General features: G+C 64.5%; 18 protein-coding genes and 1 pseudogene. 6 read left to right on the top strand and 13 right to left on the bottom strand.

Features of this window, described 5'->3' with window-relative positions:
• Positions 1-8 precede the first annotated feature (8 nt).
• From CXR25_RS12385 to CXR25_RS12410, 6 genes are all read right to left on the bottom strand, one after another.
• Positions 9-926, bottom strand: coding sequence for a VldE C-terminal domain-containing protein (locus CXR25_RS12385; RefSeq protein WP_069600439.1), 918 nt, complete (start codon positions 924-926; stop codon positions 9-11).
• 165 nt (positions 927-1,091) lie between these two features.
• On the bottom strand, positions 1,092-1,520 hold the full coding sequence (rbfA, locus tag CXR25_RS12390) for a 30S ribosome-binding factor RbfA (RefSeq protein ID WP_069600440.1): 429 nt from the start codon (positions 1,518-1,520) through the stop codon (positions 1,092-1,094).
• A 303-nt stretch (positions 1,521-1,823) separates the two neighbouring features.
• Positions 1,824-4,835: a translation initiation factor IF-2 gene (gene infB, locus CXR25_RS12395; RefSeq protein WP_125240601.1), complete on the bottom strand. Its 3,012-nt coding sequence runs from the start codon at positions 4,833-4,835 to the stop codon at positions 1,824-1,826.
• 132 nt (positions 4,836-4,967) lie between these two features.
• Complete coding sequence (locus CXR25_RS12400) at positions 4,968-5,243, bottom strand: YlxR family protein (protein ID WP_009882997.1); 276 nt, start codon at positions 5,241-5,243, stop codon at positions 4,968-4,970.
• 71 nt (positions 5,244-5,314) lie between these two features.
• Positions 5,315-6,277 carry a transcription termination factor NusA gene (gene nusA / locus CXR25_RS12405; RefSeq protein ID WP_125240602.1) on the bottom strand — a complete coding sequence of 321 codons (963 nt, stop codon included), beginning with the start codon at positions 6,275-6,277 and terminating at the stop codon, positions 5,315-5,317.
• An 83-nt stretch (positions 6,278-6,360) separates the two neighbouring features.
• Positions 6,361-6,825, bottom strand: a complete 465-nt coding sequence (locus tag CXR25_RS12410; RefSeq protein WP_009882999.1) for a ribosome maturation factor RimP — start codon at positions 6,823-6,825, stop codon at positions 6,361-6,363.
• Positions 6,826-6,956: 131 nt separating this feature from the next.
• Here CXR25_RS12410 and CXR25_RS12415 point away from each other — a divergent pair, with 131 nt between their 5' ends.
• Together CXR25_RS12415 and CXR25_RS12420 are read left to right on the top strand one after the other, a co-directional pair.
• Positions 6,957-7,934 carry a hypothetical protein gene (locus tag CXR25_RS12415; RefSeq protein ID WP_125240603.1) on the top strand — a complete coding sequence of 326 codons (978 nt, stop codon included), beginning with the start codon at positions 6,957-6,959 and terminating at the stop codon, positions 7,932-7,934.
• A complete protein-coding gene (locus tag CXR25_RS12420; protein ID WP_125240604.1) occupies positions 7,931-8,950 on the top strand; it encodes an aminoglycoside phosphotransferase family protein in 1,020 nt (339 codons plus the stop codon). Before CXR25_RS12415 ends, CXR25_RS12420 begins: the two co-directional genes overlap by 4 nt.
• Before the next feature lie 49 nt (positions 8,951-8,999).
• Here the strand turns inward: CXR25_RS12420 and CXR25_RS12425 are convergent, their stop codons facing one another.
• Complete coding sequence (locus CXR25_RS12425) at positions 9,000-9,806, bottom strand: TSUP family transporter (protein ID WP_009883002.1); 807 nt, start codon at positions 9,804-9,806, stop codon at positions 9,000-9,002.
• Positions 9,807-9,819: 13 nt separating this feature from the next.
• Complete coding sequence (locus tag CXR25_RS12430) at positions 9,820-11,667, bottom strand: proline--tRNA ligase (protein ID WP_009883003.1); 1,848 nt, start codon at positions 11,665-11,667, stop codon at positions 9,820-9,822.
• Positions 11,668-11,922: 255 nt separating this feature from the next.
• Between CXR25_RS12430 and CXR25_RS12435 the strand changes: the two genes are divergently transcribed.
• Positions 11,923-12,675 (top strand): NUDIX hydrolase, encoded by a 753-nt coding sequence (locus CXR25_RS12435; protein WP_125240605.1) that lies wholly within the window; start codon positions 11,923-11,925, stop codon positions 12,673-12,675.
• Positions 12,676-12,693: 18 nt separating this feature from the next.
• The gene (locus CXR25_RS12440; RefSeq protein WP_069600448.1) at positions 12,694-13,110 is read left to right on the top strand and encodes an RNA-binding S4 domain-containing protein; all 417 of its coding nucleotides are present in this window, start codon (positions 12,694-12,696) and stop codon (positions 13,108-13,110) included.
• Positions 13,111-13,335: 225 nt separating this feature from the next.
• Here CXR25_RS12440 and CXR25_RS12445 read toward each other — a convergent pair whose 3' ends face one another.
• Both CXR25_RS12445 and ispG read right to left on the bottom strand, forming a co-directional pair.
• Positions 13,336-14,214, bottom strand: a complete 879-nt coding sequence (locus CXR25_RS12445; protein WP_069600449.1) for a GNAT family N-acetyltransferase — start codon at positions 14,212-14,214, stop codon at positions 13,336-13,338.
• 60 nt (positions 14,215-14,274) lie between these two features.
• Positions 14,275-15,423, bottom strand: a complete 1,149-nt coding sequence (ispG, locus tag CXR25_RS12450; RefSeq protein WP_009883009.1) for a flavodoxin-dependent (E)-4-hydroxy-3-methylbut-2-enyl-diphosphate synthase — start codon at positions 15,421-15,423, stop codon at positions 14,275-14,277.
• Between the two features lie 201 nt (positions 15,424-15,624).
• Here ispG and CXR25_RS12455 point away from each other — a divergent pair, with 201 nt between their 5' ends.
• On the top strand, positions 15,625-17,025 hold the full coding sequence (locus CXR25_RS12455) for a serine hydrolase domain-containing protein (RefSeq protein WP_164513969.1): 1,401 nt from the start codon (positions 15,625-15,627) through the stop codon (positions 17,023-17,025).
• Positions 17,026-17,091: 66 nt separating this feature from the next.
• Here the strand turns inward: CXR25_RS12455 and CXR25_RS12460 are convergent, their stop codons facing one another.
• Both CXR25_RS12460 and dxr read right to left on the bottom strand, forming a co-directional pair.
• Entirely contained in the window at positions 17,092-18,558 is a 1,467-nt protein-coding gene (locus CXR25_RS12460; RefSeq protein ID WP_125240606.1) for a M50 family metallopeptidase, read from the bottom strand.
• A 1-nt stretch (position 18,559) separates the two neighbouring features.
• Positions 18,560-19,812: pseudogene (gene dxr / locus CXR25_RS12465) on the bottom strand (1-deoxy-D-xylulose-5-phosphate reductoisomerase).
• Positions 19,813-19,911: 99 nt separating this feature from the next.
• On the opposite strand from dxr, the gene CXR25_RS12470 reads away from it, so the two are divergent.
• A complete protein-coding gene (locus CXR25_RS12470) occupies positions 19,912-21,111 on the top strand; it encodes an acyl-CoA dehydrogenase family protein (RefSeq protein ID WP_096162808.1) in 1,200 nt (399 codons plus the stop codon).
• Positions 21,112-21,312: 201 nt separating this feature from the next.
• On the opposite strand, the gene CXR25_RS12475 is transcribed toward CXR25_RS12470, so the two are convergent.
• A complete protein-coding gene (locus CXR25_RS12475) occupies positions 21,313-22,116 on the bottom strand; it encodes a N5-glutamine methyltransferase family protein (RefSeq protein ID WP_114319852.1) in 804 nt (267 codons plus the stop codon).

Below are 22,116 nucleotides of genomic sequence, written 5' to 3' on the forward strand. Positions count from 1 at the left end.
AGTGGTGATCAGTTGAACGACACGTGCACGTGGTCGAAGTGGTTGTCCGTGGGTGATCCACGGTCTTCCATGCTCGACCAGCCGCTGCCCGGGTTCCAGATGCGCTGTTCCCAGATCACGTACTTGACGTTGAGTGCTCCGGAGTTCTTGATCAGGTAGTCCGCGATGCGGTCGCCGGTGGCGCCGGTGATCATGATGTCGACGGCTCCGCCGGTGTAGTGGTCCGAGGTGCCTGAGCCTGGGCGAACGCCGCCGTAGGTCTTGACCTCGGGGAACTTCGCGCACACGGCACGGTAGCCGTTGACCGCGTTGGGCTGCAGTCCGGACTCGATCGAGGAAGAGACCGAGCAGGGCTCGTTCGAGATGCCCTCTGGTGCGTCTCCGCCAGCGGATGACTTCTCATCCGAGTCCGACGACTTGTCATCGGACTTCTCATCTGACTTATCGTCGGATGTCGACGCAGCACCGGAGCTCGTCTCAGCCTTCTCCGTCGTCGGAGATGGCTTGGGCTTGGGGCTCTTGACGTCGAGAGTCGTCTTCGAGGTCTTGTTCTTGTACTTGGGATCGTCCTTGACGTCCTTGAGGTACTCTTCGCCGGCCTTCTCGCGCTGAGCGTCGATCTCGTCCTGGCTGACGGCAGAGGGGCTCGACTGCGGCTCCTGCGCGGAGGTGTCAGCGGCCTCGGTCGTGACATTGCCGGCCTCTGGCGGGCTCATGACGACGGTGGAGCCGACGACGGCTGCGGTGGCTGCGGCCGGAACCGCGATCGCGGCAACGACGGGACGCTGGCGAACGGTGGCCAACACCGAGGTGGCAGTTGACGGCGCGTCCGAGGAGTGCCGACCGGCTGAGCGCTTGCTGGCGGGAGTCAGATCCCGGACCAGCTGCTTGGCAAAGCCAGGCTTTGGCGAAGAGTGCTTACCCAATGCGAAATTCCCTTAACAGAGTCGTAATCGTTTCGTTACCAGAAAAAGTCTAAACCAGAACTGAAAGATAACAAAACTGTTACGTGAAGTTTTTTCTCCGAAGTGACTGAGATCGCGATTGGGTCTGCGTCTGCCCTACGTCTGCGGCGGAGTGTTGTCGCCGACTCAGGCCTCGTCGTCGGTCTTCTTGTAGGGATCCTCATCGCCGGCAGGCTTCGCGCCCTTGGCCAGGTCTGCAATCCTTGCATCATCGGCTGCGGCCTTGGCCAGCAGTCCATCGAGATGAGCAGCAGCCTCGGGCACCGCGTCGGCGATGAATTCGAGGCTGGGGGTCAGACGAATCGTCAGGCCCTTGCCGACCTCTGAACGGATGAAGCCCTTCGCAGACTCCAACGCCTTGCCTGTGGCTTCGAGGTCCTGTCCGTCACCGAAGACCGTGTAGAAGATCGAGGCGTGCTGCAGGTCTCCGGTCACGCGCACATCGGTGACCGTAACGAAACCGAGACGTGGGTCCTTGAGTCTGCGTTCGATCGTGCTGGCGACGATGACCTTGATCTGGTCGGCGATCTTTCGCGCCCGAGTTGCATCTGCCATGGTGTCTTCCTTCTTCATCTGAACTGTGTCTGAGGGTGGTGCTGTAGCTGTATCACTTGGCGTGACTGTGTATCGGCGCCGCTGGGCGAACTCCCCCGGCACATTCTCTCATTGCCGGCAACCTCATCGCCGGGAACTGTGATGCTGTCGACTGCGATGACGTCGACTGCGGTGGTGCGGGTCTGCGAACCGCCCCGACAATCGCAGACCGGGTCCTGCCCGGGCGGTGTGCGGGCGAGTGGACTCTTGCCACCCGCTCGCACACAACCCGTTCAGAACCCGGTGTGGACTGCGATGTGCTGATCAGTCGCGCGGCTTCTCACGCATCTCGACGGTCTCGATGATGTCACCGACACGCAGATCGTTGAAGCTGCCCAGGCCGATACCGCACTCGTATCCTTCGCGGACCTCGGTGGCATCGTCCTTGAAGCGGCGCAGGGACTCGATCTTGACCTTGTCCCCGATGACCACTCCATCACGGGTGACGCGAGCGGTCGCGTTCCTGGTGATGTGACCATCGCGAACGATGGAGCCGGCAATGTTGCCGAACTTGGAGGAGCGGAAGACTTCGCGGATCTCCGCGGTGCCTGTCTGGACCTCTTCGTATTCCGGCTTGAGCATGCCCTTGAGCGAGCTCTCGATGTCGTCGATCGCCTGGTAGATGACCGAGTAGTAACGGACATCGACACCTTCGCGCTCGGCCAGGTCGCGTGCCTTCGCTTCCGGACGGACGTTGAAGCCCAGGACGATCGCGTTGTCGACCGTGGCCAGGTTGATGTCGTTCTCCGTGATCGCACCCACACCGCGGTGGATGATGCGCAGGTCGACGTCGTCGCCCACATCGATCTTGAGCAGCGAGTCCTCCAGCGCTTCGACAGCACCCGAGACGTCGCCCTTGAGGATGAGGTTGAGCATGTCGACCTTGCCCTCGGCGAGTGCCTTGGTGAAGTCCTCGAGGCTGATGCGCTTGCGACCGCGAGCCTGAGCCGCGTTGCGCTCGATGGCGTCACGCTTCTCAGCGATCTGACGTGCTGTGCGGTCATCCTCTGTGGAGATGAACGTATCGCCGGCACGCGGCACGGACGACAGACCCAGCACCTGCACGGGACGGGATGGTCCCGCCTCCTCGACGAGGTTGCCGTTCTCATCGAACATCGCACGGACACGGCCGTAGGCAGTGCCACACACGATGGCATCGCCCTGACGCAGGGTGCCGGAGTCGACGAGCACGGTTGCAACCGCGCCGCGGCCCTTGTCGAGCTTGGCTTCGATCGCGATGCCGCGAGCCGACTTGTCCGGGTTGGCCCTCAGGTCCAGTGCGGCGTCGGTGGTCAGCAGCACGGATTCGAGCAGCTGGTCGATGCCTTCGCGCTTGAGCGCAGAGATCGGCACGAACATGGTCTCGCCGCCGTACTCCTCGGCCACCAGGTTGTACTCGGTCAGCTGCTGCATGACTTTCGAAGGGTTGGCACCCTCCTTATCGATCTTGTTGACTGCGACCACGATCGGAATGTTCGCTGCCTGAGCGTGGTTGAGTGCTTCCACGGTCTGCGGCATCACACCGTCGTCGGCTGCGACCACGAGGATCGCGAGGTCCGTCGACTTCGCACCACGGGCACGCATGGCGGTGAACGCCTCGTGACCCGGAGTATCGAGGAAGGTGATCTTGCGATCGGCGCCTTCGTGCTCGACCTCGGCCTGGTAGGCACCGATGTGCTGGGTGATTCCGCCGGCTTCGCGGGCCGCCACGTTCGCTGAGCGAATGGCGTCGAGAAGCTTGGTCTTACCGTGGTCGACGTGGCCCATGACGGTGACGACCGGTGGACGTGCTGCGAGATCCTCGTCGTCCTCGTCCGCGGCTTCCGCGTCAAGGTCGATGTCGAAGGTCTCGAGCAGCTCACGGTCTTCGTCCTCGGGTGAGACGATCTCGATCTTGTAGCCGAGCTCCTCGCCGAGAACCTCGAAGGTGCCCTCGTCGAGAGACTGGGTGATGGTCGCCATCTCGCCGAGGTGGAAGAGCACCGTGACGAGGTTTGTCGGATCGGTGTTGATCTTCTCAGCGAAGTCGGCCAACGAGGATCCGCGGCGCAGGCGCAGCGGAGTCGTGCCGTCGCCGCGTGGAACAGAGACGCCACCGACGGACGGTGTCTGCATCTGTTCGAACTCGGCGCGCTTGGCCCGCTTCGACTTGCGCCCCTTCTGACGGGGACCGCCGCCACGGCCGAATGCACCCTGTGTGCTGCCGCGACCGCGACCTGAACCACGACCACCTGGACCGCCGCCGGGTCCGCGACGACCTGCAGGTGCGCCGCCTGGGGCTGCACCTGGTGCACCGGGTGCGCCACCGCCGGCGGGCGCGTTGCCGCGTCCTCCTCCGCGACCGCGACCTGGGGCCGGCTTGTTGAGAGCCGAGTTCTTCATCATCGATGGGTTGGGGCGAGGTGCGCCCGGGCGTGGTGCCGGACGTGGGCCTGCTGCGCCTTCCTCACCGGATGCGCGAGGTGGCTTCTGACCTGGCTTCGGCATTCCCTGCGAGTTGGCGAACGGGTTGTTGCCCGGACGTGCTCCTGGACCGCCTTGACCGCCCTGGCCACCTTGGCCGCCGGGGCGATTGCCGGACTTCGGTCCGCCGCGGCCTGCCGGTTTGGGCATGCCCTGGGCTGGAGCGAAGGGGTTGTTGCCGGGACGAGCCGGCGAACGGCCGCCTGGCTTCGGGGCAGAGCCCGGCTTGGGAGCCGAGCCTGGTTTGGGAGCGGCACCCGGCTTCGGAGCAGCGCCTGGCTTCGGTGCGTTCGCACGCGGTGCAGGCTTGGCCTGCTCGGACGCTTCGGCTGCTGCCGGAGCTGCTGCCGCGGTGTCATCAGCCTTGGTCTCTGCAGCCGGCTTCGATTCAGCAGCCGGAGCCGCTGCAGGCTTCGCGCCCGGCTTCGCACCGGTGGGCTTGGCTGCGGGCTTTGCCGCTGCAGGGGTGCTTTCGGCTGCTTCGCTTGGTGTCGAGGCTGCCTTGGCGCCGGGCTGAGCGCCTGGCTTGGCGGCAGTCTTCGCACCGGGCTTGGGAGCGCCGGGCTTCGCTGCGGGCTTTGCGCCCGGCTTGGCTGCCGGCTTCGTCTCGGCGGAGGCACTGGAGGCCTTGTCTCCGCTGGACTTGGCCGGAGCGGAATCGGCGAATGCTTCCTTCACCTTCCGCACGACGGGTGCTTCGAGGGTCGAGGAAGCGGAGCGAACGAATTCGCCCAGGTCCTGGAGTTTCTCGAGGACGTTCTTACTTGTAGTGCCGAGCTCTTTCGCCAGCTCATGGACACGGGGCTTTGCCACAGTTCTCCTGTCCGGGTTCTTTCCCGGTCAGGAAAGAACCTCATCAATGAAGAGCAGTTCTCATTTCACTGCTCTCTCGAATTCCGATAGCGGTGTCATCGCACGACACTCACAACTTGTCATCCATTCGGGCTACCCGCTCTTCTTGGGTTCGGTATCCATCCTCGGCAGGTCCGAGGCGGTGACCTTCGTTCGAAAGGCTCGAGCGAAGGATGCGGCCGTCAATGCCTTCTTCAGGCATGTGGCGTCCGGGTGCACCCAGGCTCCTCGTCCCGGCAGTGTCGCTGACACGTCATGGACGATGGCCGGATGCTGATCAGGTCGAATCACGAATCGCGTGAGTTCGCCCCGGTCGGCCTTTTGCCTGCAGGCGATGCACGTCCTTCGAGGTGCCGCGCCTACAATCACAGTACATAATTCTACAGCACTTCCGTCCCCACCCGTGCCACACCCCGAGTGGTTCAGATCACGCCCGATGTCTATTCGCCAGGGACGATGTCGATCTTCCAGCCGGTGAGTTTGGCAGCCAGACGGGCATTCTGCCCTTCTTTGCCGATGGCCAGCGAGAGCTGGTCCCGGGGCACGATGGCACGAGACTCCTGCAGGTCGGGATCAAGGATGTCGACCTTGCTCGCCTTGGCTGGTGAAAGCGCGTGGCCGATGAACTTGGCCGGGTCGTCGCTGTAGTCGACGATGTCGATCTTCTCCTGACCCAGTTCGTTCATCACGGCCCGCACTCGGGATCCGAGTTCGCCGATGCATGAGCCCTTCGCGTTGACTCCGGGCTTCGTGGCGCGCACGGCCAGTTTGGTTCTATGCCCGGCCTCACGTGCCAGGGAGACGATCTCGACGGTGCCGTCGGCGATCTCGGGCGCTTCGTGCGCGAACAGCCGACGTACGAGGTTCGGGTGAGTGCGCGAGACGGTGACCGATGTTCCCTTCGGTCCCTTGTGCACGTCGGCGATGTAGACACGCAGGCGAGTTCCGTGCCGGTAGGACTCACCGGGAACCTGCTCATGCGGTGGCAGGACTGCCTCGACATCACCGAGGTCGACCTGGACCATCTGCGGGTCCCTGCCCTGCTGAATGGTGCCGGAGACGATCTCGCCCTCGCGGCCCTTGAAGTTTCCGAGCACCGATTCGTCTTCGACGTCGCGCAGGCGCTGGTGGATGACCTGGCGTGCCGTCTGCGCAGCGATGCGCCCGAAGCCGGTGGGAGTATCGTCGAACTCGCCGATCGGATTGTCATCGTTGTCGAACTCGACCGCGAGGATGCGAACCTCGCCCGTGGTCTTGTCCAGTTCGGCGCGGGAATCAGGCCACGCGCCCTCGGTCTTCTGATAGGCAAGGAAGAGCGCTTGTTCGATGAGTTCGATCAGAGTATCGAGCGGAATCTCCCGCTCTCGCTCGATAATGCGCAGAACACTGAGGTCGATATCCATGGCCTATATCCTCTCCGGCTCCCTCGAGCATTGAATTGTCGGTCTTCATTTATGCAGGCGTGACATTCTATCTCAGATTACGCTCACCGAAATTTGAGTTCGACCTGCGCCTTGACGATGTCGCCGAGCTTGACCGTGCGCTTCTCACGACTGGCGGGATCGATGCCCGAGATTGAGTGATCGCCCACATCGTCGAGATCGAGCTTGAAGGTGTCCTTCTTCGTGCTGATTTCGAGTCGACGGCCGAGCACGCGCTTGAAGTGTCGAGGCGCCTCCAGCTTCCGCGTCGCACCCGGGCTGGTGACCTCAAGCTGATAGGGCTTGTCACGGAAGACCTCGACCTCGTCGAGGGTGTCACCGACGAGACGGCTCGATTCGGCGATCTTGTCCATCGACATCGGTTCCGTGCTGGACTCGTCGAGGTCGACGACGACCGTCAGTGCCCGTCGCTGGCCCGCTGCCACTGCCTTCACCGATTCCAGGTAGAACCCGGAGGCCTGCAGCGGCTCTCGCAGAAGCTCCTCGATCTGCGCCACGTCCTCGTCCATGTATCCTCCAGTCCCTGTTCCGTCAGCGGAGCGAACCCCGTGCGGAACTGTTGTCTCTGCCCTGCTGATTGCCTTAGCCCCACCCTAAGCGACTCCCCCGGGTTGGGTTAAGCATCCGCTAGGATTGGCCTATGCGTTTTCCCGTCAGCCGCCGTGCTCTTCTCCTCTACGGTGTGAGCGGGGCGAGTCTGAGCCTGCTGTCGGGATGCGGTGTGAGACTCGATGCTCCCCCGGACGTGCCGACCCTCGATGAGCCGAACCAGCTGCGCAACCGCATCGCCAGAATCCTCGCCGCCACAACTCCGGGAGACAAGGACCCGGAGACCGCCGGTGAGGCCTTGCAGAAATTCCGGGACGCCATCGGCCCCGTCTGGTCCCCTCCCTCGGAGATGGCCACCGAGCCCCCACCGACCGAGGAGCCGCGCACCTACATCGCCGCCGCCGAGGTGGTCACCACTGCCGTATTCACCGACCTGCCGACCTTGGGCTCAGGCCTCATTCCCGTCCTGGTCGACGTGGCGACCGGCCTTGCCCTGACCGCCGGGACGAAGGACGCCGAAATCATCCGCAGCTCAGATGCCCTGGTCCGAGAATCACGCAGTTCCAGTCCCGCAGATTCCTCGGCAGAGCCGGGAACGGCAGAGGCCACCGAATCCCCCGACGAGCAGGGACCGACGGCTGATGATTCCACTGCTCCCCCGATGTGGAATGCGATCCTCAGCCAAGCCAGAGCTGCCTCCTACGGGTATGAGCGACTGGCCGTGAACTTCGATTCCAAGTCGACCGAACGTAAACGTGCCGTGGCCCGCCTGGAGTCGCTGGGTTCCTTGGCCGGCGAAATGCTTGAGCGCCTCGGTGAGAACAACGCGGATCCGGGCGCTCCGTCATGGAAGCTCGACCCCACCCCCACAGACCCGGAGACTGCCAAAGAGCTGGCGCTGGCGCTTGAGGACGGAATCGCTGCAGCCCTCCTGCCGTGGCTGCAGACCGACACGCGAGCGGCTCTGCGCCTCTGGGAATCCGCCCGCACGCGCACGGTGTTCGCCAGTCCACAGGTGCTTCGGTACACCTATTCCGGGGACTCCGGAGAGGCGGAGGCACAGAAGTGAAGGTCCCACCAGTCCTGTTCAACGCCACTCGAGACATCATCGGCGAGTTCCGCACCACCTCCTGGGTCGCGGCCCTGGACTTCATGGCCAGTGAGCTCGCCGACCGGTGGCAGCTGACCTTCGACGATGTCCCGGGCTCGCCCTGGGCCGGCTGCGAGAGTCTCGTGATCCCAGTCCTCACCCAGGAGCACTACCAGGGTGTGCTGCGGTTCGCGGCCCCCACCTCGGCGCATACGGCCGCACATGCACAGGCCCTGCGGGCGCTGAAGATGTGGAACGGGCACGGTGCCGTCCGGGTGATCCGGGACGATCACAGCTTCCGGGTGACGTTGCAGGAGCGGCTGCGCACGAAGGACAATCTCTCCGTGCTGCCTTTGGCTGATGTGCCTCCGGTATGGGGTGCTCTGCAGCGATCGCTGGAGATTCCAGCGGATTCGGATTTCCTGCGGGTCCAGGATGTGGCTGCGGGATGGCTGAACACCTTCGACGCCGACGCCGGGCTGCTCAGTGGCTGGTCCGAGGCTGGTCTCGGTGATTCTTTGCTGCTCTCGTTCGCCCGCAATTGGATGCACACCCTGGCTGCGTCTGAGGAGAACTGGCTCATCCACGCCGATCTGCACTACTACAACATCCTCGCCGGCAATCCCGATGCCGCCGGGATCTCCACGTGGAAGGCCATCGACCCGCAGCCGCTGTCGGGACCGACCGCCTACACCTTGGCACCGGTGCTGTGGAACCGTCTCGTCGAGATCCCGTCCCAGCATCCCCAGGCCCAGGCCGCATGGCTGCGCGGCTTCGCCACCGACCTCGCCCTGTGCGCGGGCATGGACCCGCAGTACGGGATGGGTGCCGCAGTCGCCCGGGAGATCACCAACATGTTCTGGTACTTGAAGTCGGCCCGCAGCGGTTCGAACGCGGCCCTGGCCGACGCCGCCCGCTCGCTGTGGGTCGCCCGTGCCCTGTCGGGTGCCGATGTCGCCGGCGTCAACGCCCACGCGCTCAAACCCATCGGCTGAACGCCTCGCCGCCGTCAGCTAGCAGTACGGGCAGCAGGGATGGCAGAGGCTAGTGGACGAGGCCGGAGATCACGTCGTAGCCGAGTTTGATGATCATCGCCGAGACCACGACGACGAAGACGACTCGAACGAAACCGGACCCCTTCTTCAAGGCCGTCCGGGCACCGAAGATTCCACCGGCGACATTGCCCACTGCCACAACGAGGCCCAGCGCCCACACGACCTGCCCATCGGGGATGAAGAAGACGAGGGCTCCGAAGTTCGTCGCCCAGTTGATGACCTTCGCCGTGGCCGAGGCTTGGAGGAATGAGAATCCGATGACCGTGACGAACGCGATGACGAGGAAGGAACCGGTGCCGGGTCCGAGCACTCCGTCATAGATGCCGACGACGAGGCCGATCAGCCATGACAGACCATGGTGACGTTTCGAGGATTCCCCGAATCGCAGGCTCGCATCGGCGCCGAGGCTGGGGTTGAGGACCGTGAAGAGTCCGACCCCGATGAGCGCGGCCAGAATGATCGGGGTGAAGAGTTCACCGGGAACCAGGGTCGCGAGTTTGGCACCGAAGACGGCACCGAGGAACGCCGTTGCCGCAGCAGGGATCGTCGCCGAACGGTCGGGCGTGATCTTGCGCAGATAGGTCACCGCCGAGGCGGTCGTGCCCGCAATCGAGCCCACCTTGTTCGTGGCCACGGCCTGGACCGGCGTCATGCCCGGAACCAGGAGCAGAGCCGGGAGCTGGATCAGACCACCGCCGCCGACGACGGCATCGATCCACCCGGCCAGCACGCCCGCGGCCAACAGCCACAGAAGCATGCCGAGGGTGACATCGATGCCTGCGGTGAGAGCCTCCATCACCTACGTCGGTTCACCGAGCAGATGTTTCGGCAATCGCTGCGTCCGCCGCAGCATCGGCAGTGGCGTAGGCGGCACGGATCGTAGCCACGGTGCCAGCGACCACCTCGGCGACGGGCACTTCCTGCTTCTCATCGGCGAGACGATTGCGGACTTCGACGACTCCATCGGCCAGGCCGCGACCGACGACGATCACGGTCGGGATGCCGATGAGTTCAGCGTCGGCGAACTTGAAGCCGGGTGAGACCTTGAGACGATCGTCGAGGAGGACGCTGACGCCTTCGGACTCGAGCTCGGCTGTCAGCTTCTCCGCCGCCTCCGCGATCTCCTCGCCCTTGCCGGCGGCGATGATGTGCACGTCGGCCGGGGCCAGGTGCTGGGGCCAGAGGAGGCCGCCCTCGCTGTGGTATTCCTCCGCGATGCAGGCCATGACGCGGGTGACGCCGAGGCCGTAGGAGCCCATGGTCACGGTCGTGGCCTTGCCGTTCTGGTCAAGGACCTTGAGATCGAGGGCCTCGGCGTACTTGCGGCCGAGTTTGAAGATCTGACCGATCTCGACACCGCGGGCCAGCTCCAGCGGACCGGAACCGTCGGGTGCGGGGTCACCGAGGACCACCTCGGCGGCTTCGATGGTGCCGTCAGCGGTGAAGTCACGACCGGCGACGAGGTCGAAGACGTGGCGGCCGGGCTCGTTGGCGCCGGTGATCCAGCGGGTGCCGTCGACGACGCGAGGATCGAGGAGGTAGCGGATCTTCGAGGTGCCTTCGAGGCCGAGGATCTGATTGTCGAGGTCGTTGCCCGGTCCGATGTAGCCCTTGACGAGCTCCGGGTGGGCGGCGAGGTCCTCGCTGGTGGCGGCCTCGAGATCAACCTCGCCGTTGCCGAGCATTCCGGTGCCGGCGGCGCGGTCGAGGTCGACCTCACGGTCGCCGGGCAGGCCGATGACGATGATCTCGCGGGTGCCGTCGGGGTGGGTGACGGCGCAGACGACGTTCTTGAGCGTGTCCGCTGCGGTCCAGGCGCGGTCTTCGCGGGGGTGGTTCGCGTTGGCGGCGTCGACGAGGGTCTCGATCGTGGGCGTGTCGGGGGTGTCCTCGACGTGGGCCGCGGGTGAGTTCTCGAACGGGATCGTCTCCGGCACGATCGAGGTCACTGCCTCGACGTTGGCGGCGTATCCGCCGGGTGAGCGCACGAAGGTGTCTTCGCCGACCTCGGAGGGGTAGATGAACTCCTCGGTGCCGGAGCCGCCCATGGCACCCGGGGTGGCCTTGACCGGCAGGCAGGGCACGCCGAGGCGGGCGAAGGCACGCAGGTAGGCCACGCGCATCGCTTCGTAGGAGGCGTCGAGCCCGGCGTCGTCGATGTCGAAGGAGTAGGCGTCCTTCATGATGAATTCGCGTCCGCGCAGCAGGCCGGCGCGGGGGCGAGCCTCGTCACGGTACTTGGTCTGGACCTGGTAGATGGACAGCGGCAGGTCCTTATAGGAGGAGTACAGGTCCTTGACCAGGAGGGTGAAGACCTCTTCGTGGGTCGGGGCCAGGATGTAGTCGTTGTCCTTGCGGTCCTTGAGGTGGAAGAGGTCAGGACCGAAGGCTTCCCAGCGTCCGGACTTCCGGTACGGGTCGGCGGGCAGCAGACCGGGGAAGTGGACTTCCTGTGACCCAGCTCGGGCCATCTCCTCGCGCACGATGGCTTCGATCTTGCCCAGGACCTGAAGTCCCAGAGGCAGCCATGTGTAGATCCCCGGTGCCGATCGGCGGATGTATCCCGCACGGTGCAGAAGCTTGTGGCTGGCGACCTCGGCACCGACCGGGTCTTCCTTCTGGGTTCGCACAAACAGGGACGACATGCGCAGGGCCATGGGTGATACTCCTCAACTTGTCAAGACTCAGATCGAACACTATCGCACGCGAGTATCTGCACGGCAATTGTGAGACCAAACCGTTCTGCGGCTCACACGGACACGGCCAGTGAGGGGTGGTGGAGGTTCTGTCTGTGAGCGCGGATTCGTCAGGTGGTGGAAGCGAATTAGACTGGTGGGCACAGACGTCCACCAGGGCCTGAGCGAATCGGGCCTAATCGCTGACCGACCGAATTTCTGACCGATACGAAGAGCATGCCTGATTCCACTCAACTGACGCAGTTCCCGCGGCCCTCGGTCGCGGTCGACACCGCGGTCCTCTGCCCCGTTCCCCGACGTGGCCTGCACGTGCTCCTCACCCATTCCGGCGCCGGCGCCTGGCAGCTGCCGGGATCGATTCTGCGACCCCAGGAACGCCTCGCCGAGGCGGTCGCGCGGTGCCTGCGCGAGAAGGCGAGGCTTGTCGATCGTGCCCCGGTTCAGCTCCATGTCTTCGACCAGCCCGATCGTGATGATCGTGGCTGGGTGATCTCGGTGGCCCACCTCGATGTGCTCTCGACGAGGGATGTGGGCTTCGGCGATGCCAGCACACCCGAGACCGAACCGGATCCGCAGGATGCCCGGCGGCGAAAACTGGCGCCCGTGCATTCGGTGCGTGAGCTCAGCGCCGAGCATCAGGAGATCGTGCGGGTTGCGGTGCACCGCCTGCGTGCCCTGCATGAGCGCACCCCCGATCCGTTCGGCCTGCTGCCGGAGGAGTTCTCGCTGCGGCAGCTGCGTGAGCTGCATGAGATGGTCTCGGGAGAGAACCTGCAGGCGGATACCTTTCGCCGCACCATGCTGCCCCTTCTCGCGCCCACCGGGCATGCGGTGTCCCAAGGTCGCGGCCGCCCTGCCCAGACATTCACCCGCCGCAGCGAGATCGCTCTGCGCAGCGATGTCGACACCGTGGCCCCGGCTGCAGGCGGCGCGGCGCCGAGTGCAGGCTCGGACGGGGCTTCACGCTGACGATCATGGAGGCTGACTATGGAGATTGACCGCTCCCCCGGCAAACACGTGCGCGTGGATGTCTGGCTGTGGACGACCCGGATGTTCAAGACCCGGAACCTGGCGACCCAGGCCTGTCGGGGCGGACACGTCCAGGTCGAGGGCCAGCGGGTCAAGGCGGCGCAGAAGGTCTCCATCGGCCAGGAGGTCCGCGTGCGCAAGGCAGGCACCGAGTTCATCTGGAAGATCACCGGGTTCATTCCCACTCGTCCCCAGGCTTCGATCGCCGTGCAGTGCTACGAGGATCTCACCCCACCGCCCGATCCTGCTCTGCGCGGATTCGTCCCCCGCAGAGACAAGGGCATGGGCCGGCCGACGAAGAAGGACCGGCGGGAGATGGAGAAATTCCTGGGAGACATGGCCAAGCCCCAGAATCGCGATCGCCGTGACCACTGACTAAGCCAGTCGAGTGTTCGAGCTCTTGCGGTCGACTTGCGGCTGACTGCTGGCCGTCGAAAGCACAGCCAACGCTCGAAAGCAGACTCCCTGAGTTCTCCTCCCGGCGCTGACCTCGGCTCTCGACGATGAGCTCGGTTCTCGACGAGAAGGTTGGAGCGCGAGCGTGACACGAGTCGAGCGGGTCGCTGCCAGATTGCTCCCGACGACGATGCCGCTTCGCGGTCAGTACATAACGGTGGCGAAGGTGCCGACCTGTTCGAAGCCGACTCGCGTGTACATGCGCAGAGCCACCTCGTTGTAGTCGTTGGCGTAGAGGCTGACCGTGGTGTGCCCGGCCGCCCGAGTCTGTGCCACAACGGCAGCCATTCCGGCAGCCCCCAGACCTTGTTGGCGCACATCAGGATGGACCCAGACGCCCTGAACCTGAACGATGTGCGGTGCCCGGATGCCGATGTCTGCTTTGAACAGCACCTGCTCGGGCTGATCCGTCGCAGGCCAGCGTCGCACCGGGCCACCTTGGGGCAGTGTGTCCGAGATGCGGGCAAAGCAGTTCTTACCCCTGATGATGTTGCGGACGCGAGCCAGGTAGCTTGACTGGCCGCCTTCGATCGGAGAGAAGCCCACCTCGTTGGTGAACATGTCGACACTGGCTGAGAACACCGCGGGCAGCTGTTCCACCGTGACCAGTCGCACCGCCTCGTCGGGTTCGATCAAGGGGTCTGAGCTGATCGCCAACAGCGGCTGCCGGTCACGGATGCCGCGGGGGCGTCCCCAGTTCAGGCGGTTATGCAGATCGAGGATGATCTCCCGGGAACCGATGAGGGAGCAGGAGTAGCGCCCATCGGCGTTGAGCTTCTCTGCAAGAGCCTGGTTCGTTGCCGGGGTCGCAGCGACGGGAATGATGTTGCCTCCCACCCAGTAGGCGGCAACCGGGCGGTCACCGTCGAAGACACCCAGCACGGTACCGGCAGGGGAGTTCATCTGGGCTGTGCCGGTGATTTCGATCAGCGCGATGAGGTAGACGTTCTCGCACGGGTTGCGTGCCAGCAGGCTCTTCAGCCACCCGGTGTGCTGATGTCCCAGACGAGCGACTCTCAGCACCAGAGAGCCTCCTTGTTCTGATCCTCACACACCGGGGAGCCTTTCGAGATGGGTCGGGTTTCAGCCGACGACGACGTCAGGCGATCCGGACGGGGCGTCGGACTCAGCTGCGATGCGGTTGGCCTCTTCGATGAGAGTCTCGACGATCATGGCCTCGGGCACGGTCTTGATGACCTCGCCCTTGACGAAGATCTGGCCCTTGCCGTTGCCGCTGGCCACACCGAGGTCGGCCTCACGGGCTTCACCGGGACCGTTGACGACGCAGCCCATGACGGCGACGCGCAGAGGAACCTCCATGCCTTCGAGACCGGCCGTGACCTTGTCCGCCAGGGTGTAGACGTCGACCTGGGCGCGTCCGCAGGACGGGCAGGAGACGATCTCGAGCTTGCGTGGCTTGAGGTTGAGGCTCTCAAGAATCTGGTTGCCGACCTTGATCTCTTCGACTGGGGGTGCCGAGAGGGACACACGAATAGTGTCACCGATGCCCTGCGACAGCAGCGAACCGAAGGCGGTGGCGGACTTGATCGTGCCCTGGAAGGCAGGCCCAGCCTCGGTGACACCCAGGTGCAGAGGCCAGTCACCGCGTTCGGCGAGCAGCTCGTAGGCGCGGACCATGACCACGGGGTCGTTGTGCTTGACGGAGATCTTGAAGTCGTGGAAATCGTGTTCTTCGAACAGTGAAGCCTCCCACACAGCGGACTCGACGAGCGCTTCTGGGGTGGCCTTGCCGTACTTCTCCATGATGCGCTTGTCCAGGGATCCGGCGTTGACACCGATCCTGATCGAGGTCCCGGCGTCATTTGCCGCCTTCGCGATCTGCTTGACCTGATCGTCGAATTTGCGAATGTTGCCGGGGTTGACGCGAACCGCGCCGCAGCCGGCGTCGATCGCGGCGTAGACGTACTTCGGCTGGAAGTGGATGTCGGCGATGACCGGGATCTGCGACTTCTGTGCGATCACCGGCAGTGCTGCAGCATCATCGGGCGAAGGGCAGGCCACTCGCACGATGTCACAGCCTGCGGCGGTGAGTTCGGCGATCTGCTGCAGAGTCCCGTTGATGTCAGTGGTCTGTGTCGTCGTCATCGATTGGACGCTGACAGGGAAATCGGAACCGACGCCGACCTTTCCGACCTGGATCTGTCGCGTTTTGCGTCGCGGCGAGAGCACAGGAGGTGGTGGGGCAGGCATTCCGAGGTTGACCGATGTCACGAAGACATTCCCTTCATTGACGACTGGGGACCAGACTGATCGTTCGAGTCATTCATATTGTAGGACTTCAAACCGTATCCGGGCTCTCCGATCACGGTGTGATCGCTCACGACAGCATCATTTCGCAGGTATCGTGAAGGAAACTTGCCGTCCGATCCAAGAATCCGATCCAAGAAGATGCCCGTGAGCCGAGGAGATTTCGTGCCATTCACCCACCCCGATACGCAGGCCATCATCGGCCGACTCGAATCTGCGGCGACGACTCTGGCCGAGCAGGGCGGAACCCTGGCCTGGGGCGTCTTTCCCCAAGGTGAGGCCGGAACCGTGGCCAACGGCGATGTTCCCTACCGGATCGCCTCGATGACGAAGTCGTTCACGGCCGCAGCGATCGGACGGCTCAGGGCCCAAGGGCTGGATATCGACATGCCCTTGGGTCAGCTCCTCCCCGAACTCAGCGGCACATCGATCGCCGACCGCACCTGCCGGCAGGCGCTGACGATGGGCACCGGGTTCACGAAGGACGATCCCTGGGCCGATCGGGTGGAGGCGATGACGGGTGCCGAACTCATCGACTACCTCAAGCGCGGAGCCATCCCCATCGCACCGGCAGACTCCGGATACGAGTACTCCAACCTCGGGTATGCCCTGCTCGGTCTCGTCGCCGAGGCGGTGGCCGGGAAATCGTTCATCGACGTCGTCACCGCCGAGGTACTCGCACCCCTGGGACTGACCCGCACCGGCTTCGACATCGCCGACTTCCCGGACCTGATGCCGGGCATCCGCATCGACTACAACGGTCACAACCACCCGGCCGAACTCACCGGCCCCGGGGTCTTCTCCCCCATCGGCGGAGTCATCTCCACGGTCAACGACATCGGAACCTGGATGAGCGCCCACCTGGACGCCTTGGAAGACATCGATTCCTACGAACCGGGGGCACTGCCGCGGATTCTCACGGACAACCAGCAGTCCCACCGTCTCATCGAGATCCAGCACAGCGAGCATCACACCGAATCCGTCAACTACGGCTTCGGTCTGCAGCCGCGCCTGGATTCTCGGTTCGGTCGGGTCGCCTGCCATTCCGGAGGCTACCCCGGGTACGGCTCACACATGCGGTGGTTCCCGGACCTGGGGCTGAGCATCGTCGTCTTCGGCAATACGACCTACTTCCCGGCCGAACGCACCGTGAGAGACGCCATCGATGCCGGTTGGGCCGCCGCCGCAGGCACGCCCGACCTGCAGCTGACACGCACCACCACGGCGGTGCCGGCCCCTCACCATCCGGTCGCAGCCAAACAGTCAGAGACGGTGCTGGCCGCAGCGAACCTGGTCATCGACTTCGACGACACGATCGCCGATGAGCTCTTCACCATCAACATGGACCTCGATGAGCCCCGTGCCGAACGCCGCGAACGCTTCAGCGCGTGGAAGGAGGACCACCAGCTCAGCCGGGCCTTCACCACTGAGGCACTCACCATGCTGACTCCTTTGAAGGGCACGGTGACTGTCTCTGCTGCGGCAGAGCCAGCAGCCCAGGCACCGTCGATCACGGTGAGCCTGGACCACCTCGGCGAGGTGCAGACGATCACGCTCAACAGCTGAGCACGGGGGCGACCAAGCACCACGGCAGCCAGCCAACTTGGGCCACCCGAGCAGCGCAGGGCGTGCCTACCCGGAGTTGAAGATCGCGTCGAGCGTGACCGGTTTGACGAGGTCGACGTAGACGAGCAGCGCCGTCATGCACAGCATCAGCCCGATGACGACGTAGGTCAGCGGCAGCAGCCGGGCCGTGTCGAAGGGGCCGATCTTGCCGCGTCCGCGGAACTTGTTGATCTGGCGGCGTGCGCCTTCGTAGAGACCGACCGCGATGTGTCCGCCGTCCAGCGGCAGCAGCGGGATCATGTTGAAGGCGAACAGGAAGATGTTGAGCGAGCCCAGCATGCCCAGCCCCAGCTGTGCCTTCTCGACGATCTGGAACTGATCGGTCGACACGATCTCACCGGCGATGCGCCCGACTCCGACCATCCCGACCAGGCCTTCGGCGTCGCGTTCCTTCGAGCCGGTGGCCACCTCGGCGATGTCGATGAGCTTGACCGGCAGGGTCACGATCGCGTGGAAGACGCCGCTGACCTGCTCCCAGACCGCGCCGGGGAACTCGTTGAGCGGCAGCGGCTGACGTTCCTGGACGGGACCGACACCGAAGAAGCCCTCGGTCACCGTCTGCGGTGTACCGTCGGCGTTCATCTGCGCCTCACCGCGGTCATCGACGACGGCGATCTCATGGGCGATGATCGGCACTGTCACCGTCTGCTTCTGGCCATCGCGGTTGAACTCAACGTCGACGCGTTCGCCGGCATGATCCTTGATCACGTTGGAGAGTTCGTCCCAGCTGTCGGTGGAGACACCGGCCACCGAGGTGATGTCATCACCAGGTTTGATGCCGGCTTCCCAGGCCGGCGTCAGCGGATCATCGTCCTGGCAGGTCTCCTTCTCAGACGCAGGGCGCTGCGCCGCCTCCGAGGCGGGCACCGCGCATTCGACGACGGTCTGGACCGAGGTCGTCGGGGTCATGACGCCGATGCCGATGAGCGAGATCGCCATGATGATGATCCCGAGCACGAGGTTGACCAGGGGGCCCGCGAACATCACGACGAGCCGTTTGGGCACGTTCAGGGCGTAGAAGGTCCGGTGCTCCTCCCCCGGTTCGATCTCCTGGTTCGAGAAGTCCCGGGCATCGGCCATCGTGTTCTCAAACAGCCGCCCCCGCCGCTGCTTGCGCGGCCGGCGGGGAGCCTCCGTCGCGAGGTCGGAAGGTCCTTGCTCGTCCCCGATCGTGCCGACATCGTTGCGCTCGGTCTCGGCTGCAGTCCTGCCGGCCCGACGAGTCGTGGCTTCCAGCGGCGGGTACATTCCCGGCATGGCGATGAAACCACCCAGAGGCAGAGCCTTGATCCCGTATTCGGTCTCCCCACGGCGGAAGGAGAACACCGTCGGACCGAAGCCGACCATGTAGTGGGTGACCTTGACCCCGAACTTCTTCGCCGGTACCAAGTGGCCGAGTTCGTGGAGTCCGATCGAGATCGAGATCCCGATGAGGAACAGGACGATCCCGACGATGTAGAGGACGACTGTCATATCAGGAGCCGCCGGCGGTCGTACCGGGTGCAGATGATGGTGTCGCCTCGGTCTGTGCCTTCAGGTCCTGGCGGGCGAACTCCCGGGCCCACGCATCGGCGGCGAGCACGGTTTCGACGGTGTGCTCGGCTGCAGGCTCGTGAGCTCGCAGCGCCCGTTCGATGCCCTTGTCGATACCGGTGAAGGGGATCTGCCCGCCCACGAAAGCTTCGACGAGGACCTCGTTGGCGGCGTTGAACACCGCGGGGAAGCTCTTCCTCTTCCGTCCTGCTTCAACGGCCAAACCGAGTGCCGGGAACGCGAGGTGGTTGACGGGTTCGAAGGACCAGTGCATGGGCTGACCCCAGTTGTTGGCCACCGCGCCGGAGGACAGGCGCTGGGTCTGGCCATCGGTCTGTGTGCCGAGTGCATAGGCGATGGGCAGCCGCATGTCCGGTGGGGAGATCTGCGCGATCGTCGAAGCGTCGCTGAATTCGACCATCGAGTGGATCTGCGACTGCGGGTGGACGACGACCTCGATGTGGTCGAAGTCGATGTCGAAGAGCAGATGCGCTTCGATGACTTCGAGCCCCTTGTTGACCAGGGTCGCCGAGTTGATGGTGATCATCGAGCCCATCGACCAGGTGGGATGCTTCAGCGCTTGGGCTGGGGTGACACTACGCAGGGCATCGCGGGTCATCCCGCGGAAGGGCCCCCGGAGGCGGTGATGACGAGCTTGCTCACCTCACCGTGGGTTCCTGAGCGCAGGGCCTGGGCGATGGCGGAGTGCTCACTGTCGACGGGGATGAGAGCCGCGTTGTTGCGGGCGGCGGCATCGAGGACGATCGAGCCGCCGATGATGAGGGACTCCTTGTTGGCCAGCGCCACATCTGTGCCGCGTTCCAGGGCCGCCAGGGTCGCACCGAGCCCGGCAGCACCGGTAACAGCGTTGAGGACCATGTCGGCGGCGGCACCGGCGACCACCTCGGCGGCGTCGGGGCCCACGTGGATCTCACGGACAGGATCGCTTACTCCCCGTTGGCCGGCGGCCTGCTCCAGTCGCTGGCGGATCTCGTCCGGGCCACCCTCTGGTGGGCTGGTGAGGCCGATGACGGGGACAGAGAATTCGAGGGCCTGGGCGACCAGCGCATCGAGCTGGGTTCCGGCGGCGAGGCCGATGACCTCGAAACCTTCTGCGTTCTCCGCCAGGACGTCGAGGGCCTGGGTGCCGACCGAACCGGTCGAGCCGACTACAATGATTCTACGTTTGCTCACGCCTACCGATAATGCCAAAGTTCTCTGAGAAATGACTCGACATCGGCGTCATCGGCGACGTGAGATATGCAATGCGAATCAATGGCGAAAGAGGATTTAATGACTGCAGCGATGAGCCCCGACGACATTCTCGGCTTGGATTCGGTCTTCGAGGAAGATGACCTCGAGTTCGCGTCGATCGTGAAGAAATGGCTGGATGAGAACGTCCGCGAGAAGATCGGCGACTACTTCCTCGACGCCACGATCCCCGCTCGGGAACTCGCCGAGGGCCTAGGCGAACTCGGGCTCCTGGGCATGCACCTCGACGGCTACGGCTGCGGCGGATCCACCGCCACCCAGTATGGTCTGGCCTGCCGTGAGCTCGAAGCCGTGGACTCTGGTCTGCGCTCGCTCGTCTCGGTCCAGGGATCCCTGGCCATGTTCGCCATCCACCACTTCGGCTCGGAAGCGCAGAAGGAAGAATGGCTGCCGAAGATGGCCGCCGGCAAGGCCATCGGCTGCTTCGGTCTGACCGAACCCGATGTCGGCTCCGACCCCTCGGGAATGAAGACGACCGCGAAGAAGGACGGATCCGACTGGATCCTCAACGGCGCGAAGATGTGGATCACGAACTCCCCGGTCTCCGATGTCATGGTCGTGTGGGCCAAGACCGAAGAGACCGATGCCAAGGGCAAGCCGGTCGTCCGCGGATTCGTCGTCCCCAGTGACACCGAGGGCGTCCAGACTCCGGAGATCCACCGCAAGATCTCACTGCGGGCCTCGATCACCGGCGAAATCGTTCTCGACAACGTGCGCCTTCCCGAAGATGCCATGCTGCCCAAGGCCAAGGGCCTCAAGGGCCCCCTGTCGTGCCTGTCCGAGGCCCGTTACGGAATCGTCTTCGGCGTCACCGGCGCCGCACGCGACGCTCTCCTATCGGCACTCGAGTACACCAATACGCGCATTCAGTTCGACCGTCCGCTTTCTTCGTTCCAGATCAGCCAGCAGAAGCTTGCGAAGGCCTTCGGCCAGTATTCGCAGATCACACTGCTCGCCGCTCACCTGGGCAAGCTCAAGGACTCGGAGAAGGGTGTGCGCCCGGAACAGATCAGCCTGGGCAAGATGGTCAACGTCGATACCGCGATGAACGTGTGCCGTGACCTGCGCGCACTCTTCGGCGGTTCCGGCATCACCAGCGAATACCCACCGCTGCGCCACGCGGTGAACCTCGAGACCGTGCTCACCTACGAAGGCACCCACGAGGTCCACCAGCTCACCTTGGGCCGCAGCCTCACCGGAATCAACGCCTTCGCGAACTGATTCGCAGGGCCTGAGCACCGCCTAGCAACCTAGCGCCTGAGCACCGCCCAGCAACCGCTGGCAAGAAGTATGTACGCCGTGCCCACATGCAGCACCGCTGCACATCTTGTCAGCGGTTGCTGTCATTCACCGGACGGCGTTGACGCCGTTCGCCGGCCGCATGGTTGCCATCCACCGGCCGGCACAGAGAACCGAGCGTTCTCAGTCGCGCAGCCGCAGTTCGAGCACCACGGTCTGCTCGTCCTCGCCGAGTGTGCGCGTGCCGATGAACCCCAGGGCCTCGGCGAAGTCGGTGGCCGGTTGCTGCTGCTGGCTGCCGAGTTCGATGAGCAGCACTCCACCGGGTGCCAGCCAATCGTGTGATTCGGTGATGAGGCGCCGGACCAGGTCCAGCCCGTCGGCCCCGCCGAAGAGCGCCGTCGCCGGCTCGTACTCGGCCGCTTCGTGGGGTAGGTACTGTGCCGCGGAATCCGGTACGTAGGGCGGAACCGCGGAGATCACATCGAACCTGCCGCTCAGAGACTGTGGCAGCCCCACCAGGCAGTCGAGCAGATGCGGCGTCGCCTGAGCGCCGACGTTTAATCTCGCACAGTTGAGGGCAGTCTCATCATAGTCGCCGAGGTGGATCTGAGTTCCGTGCACGGCGCGGGAGACGGTGGCGGCCACGGCACCCACACCGCAGAAGGCTTCGAGGAAGCGCGCCGATTCGCCTGCGGCCTGCACAGCCAGTATCGACTGCTGCGCCAATAGCGTCGATCTCTGCCGCGGTACGAACACGCCGGGTGCGACCGCGATGTGCTGACCTGCGAAGTCGACCCATCCCACGATCTGTTCCAGCGGCTCACCGGCAACACGGCGAGCCAGGAGCCTGCCGAGAACGGCGTGGCGGTCAGCGAAGTCTGACGATGCGGTCTCTTGGGCGGCTTCCAGCAGGATTCGGGCTTCGTCTTCGGCGAAGACGCACCCTGCTTCGCGCAGATGGGCGGTGACCGTGGTGTGGCTCAT

It is taken from the genome of Brevibacterium aurantiacum (assembly GCF_003932995.1).
Lineage (GTDB): Bacteria > Actinomycetota > Actinomycetes > Actinomycetales > Brevibacteriaceae > Brevibacterium > Brevibacterium aurantiacum.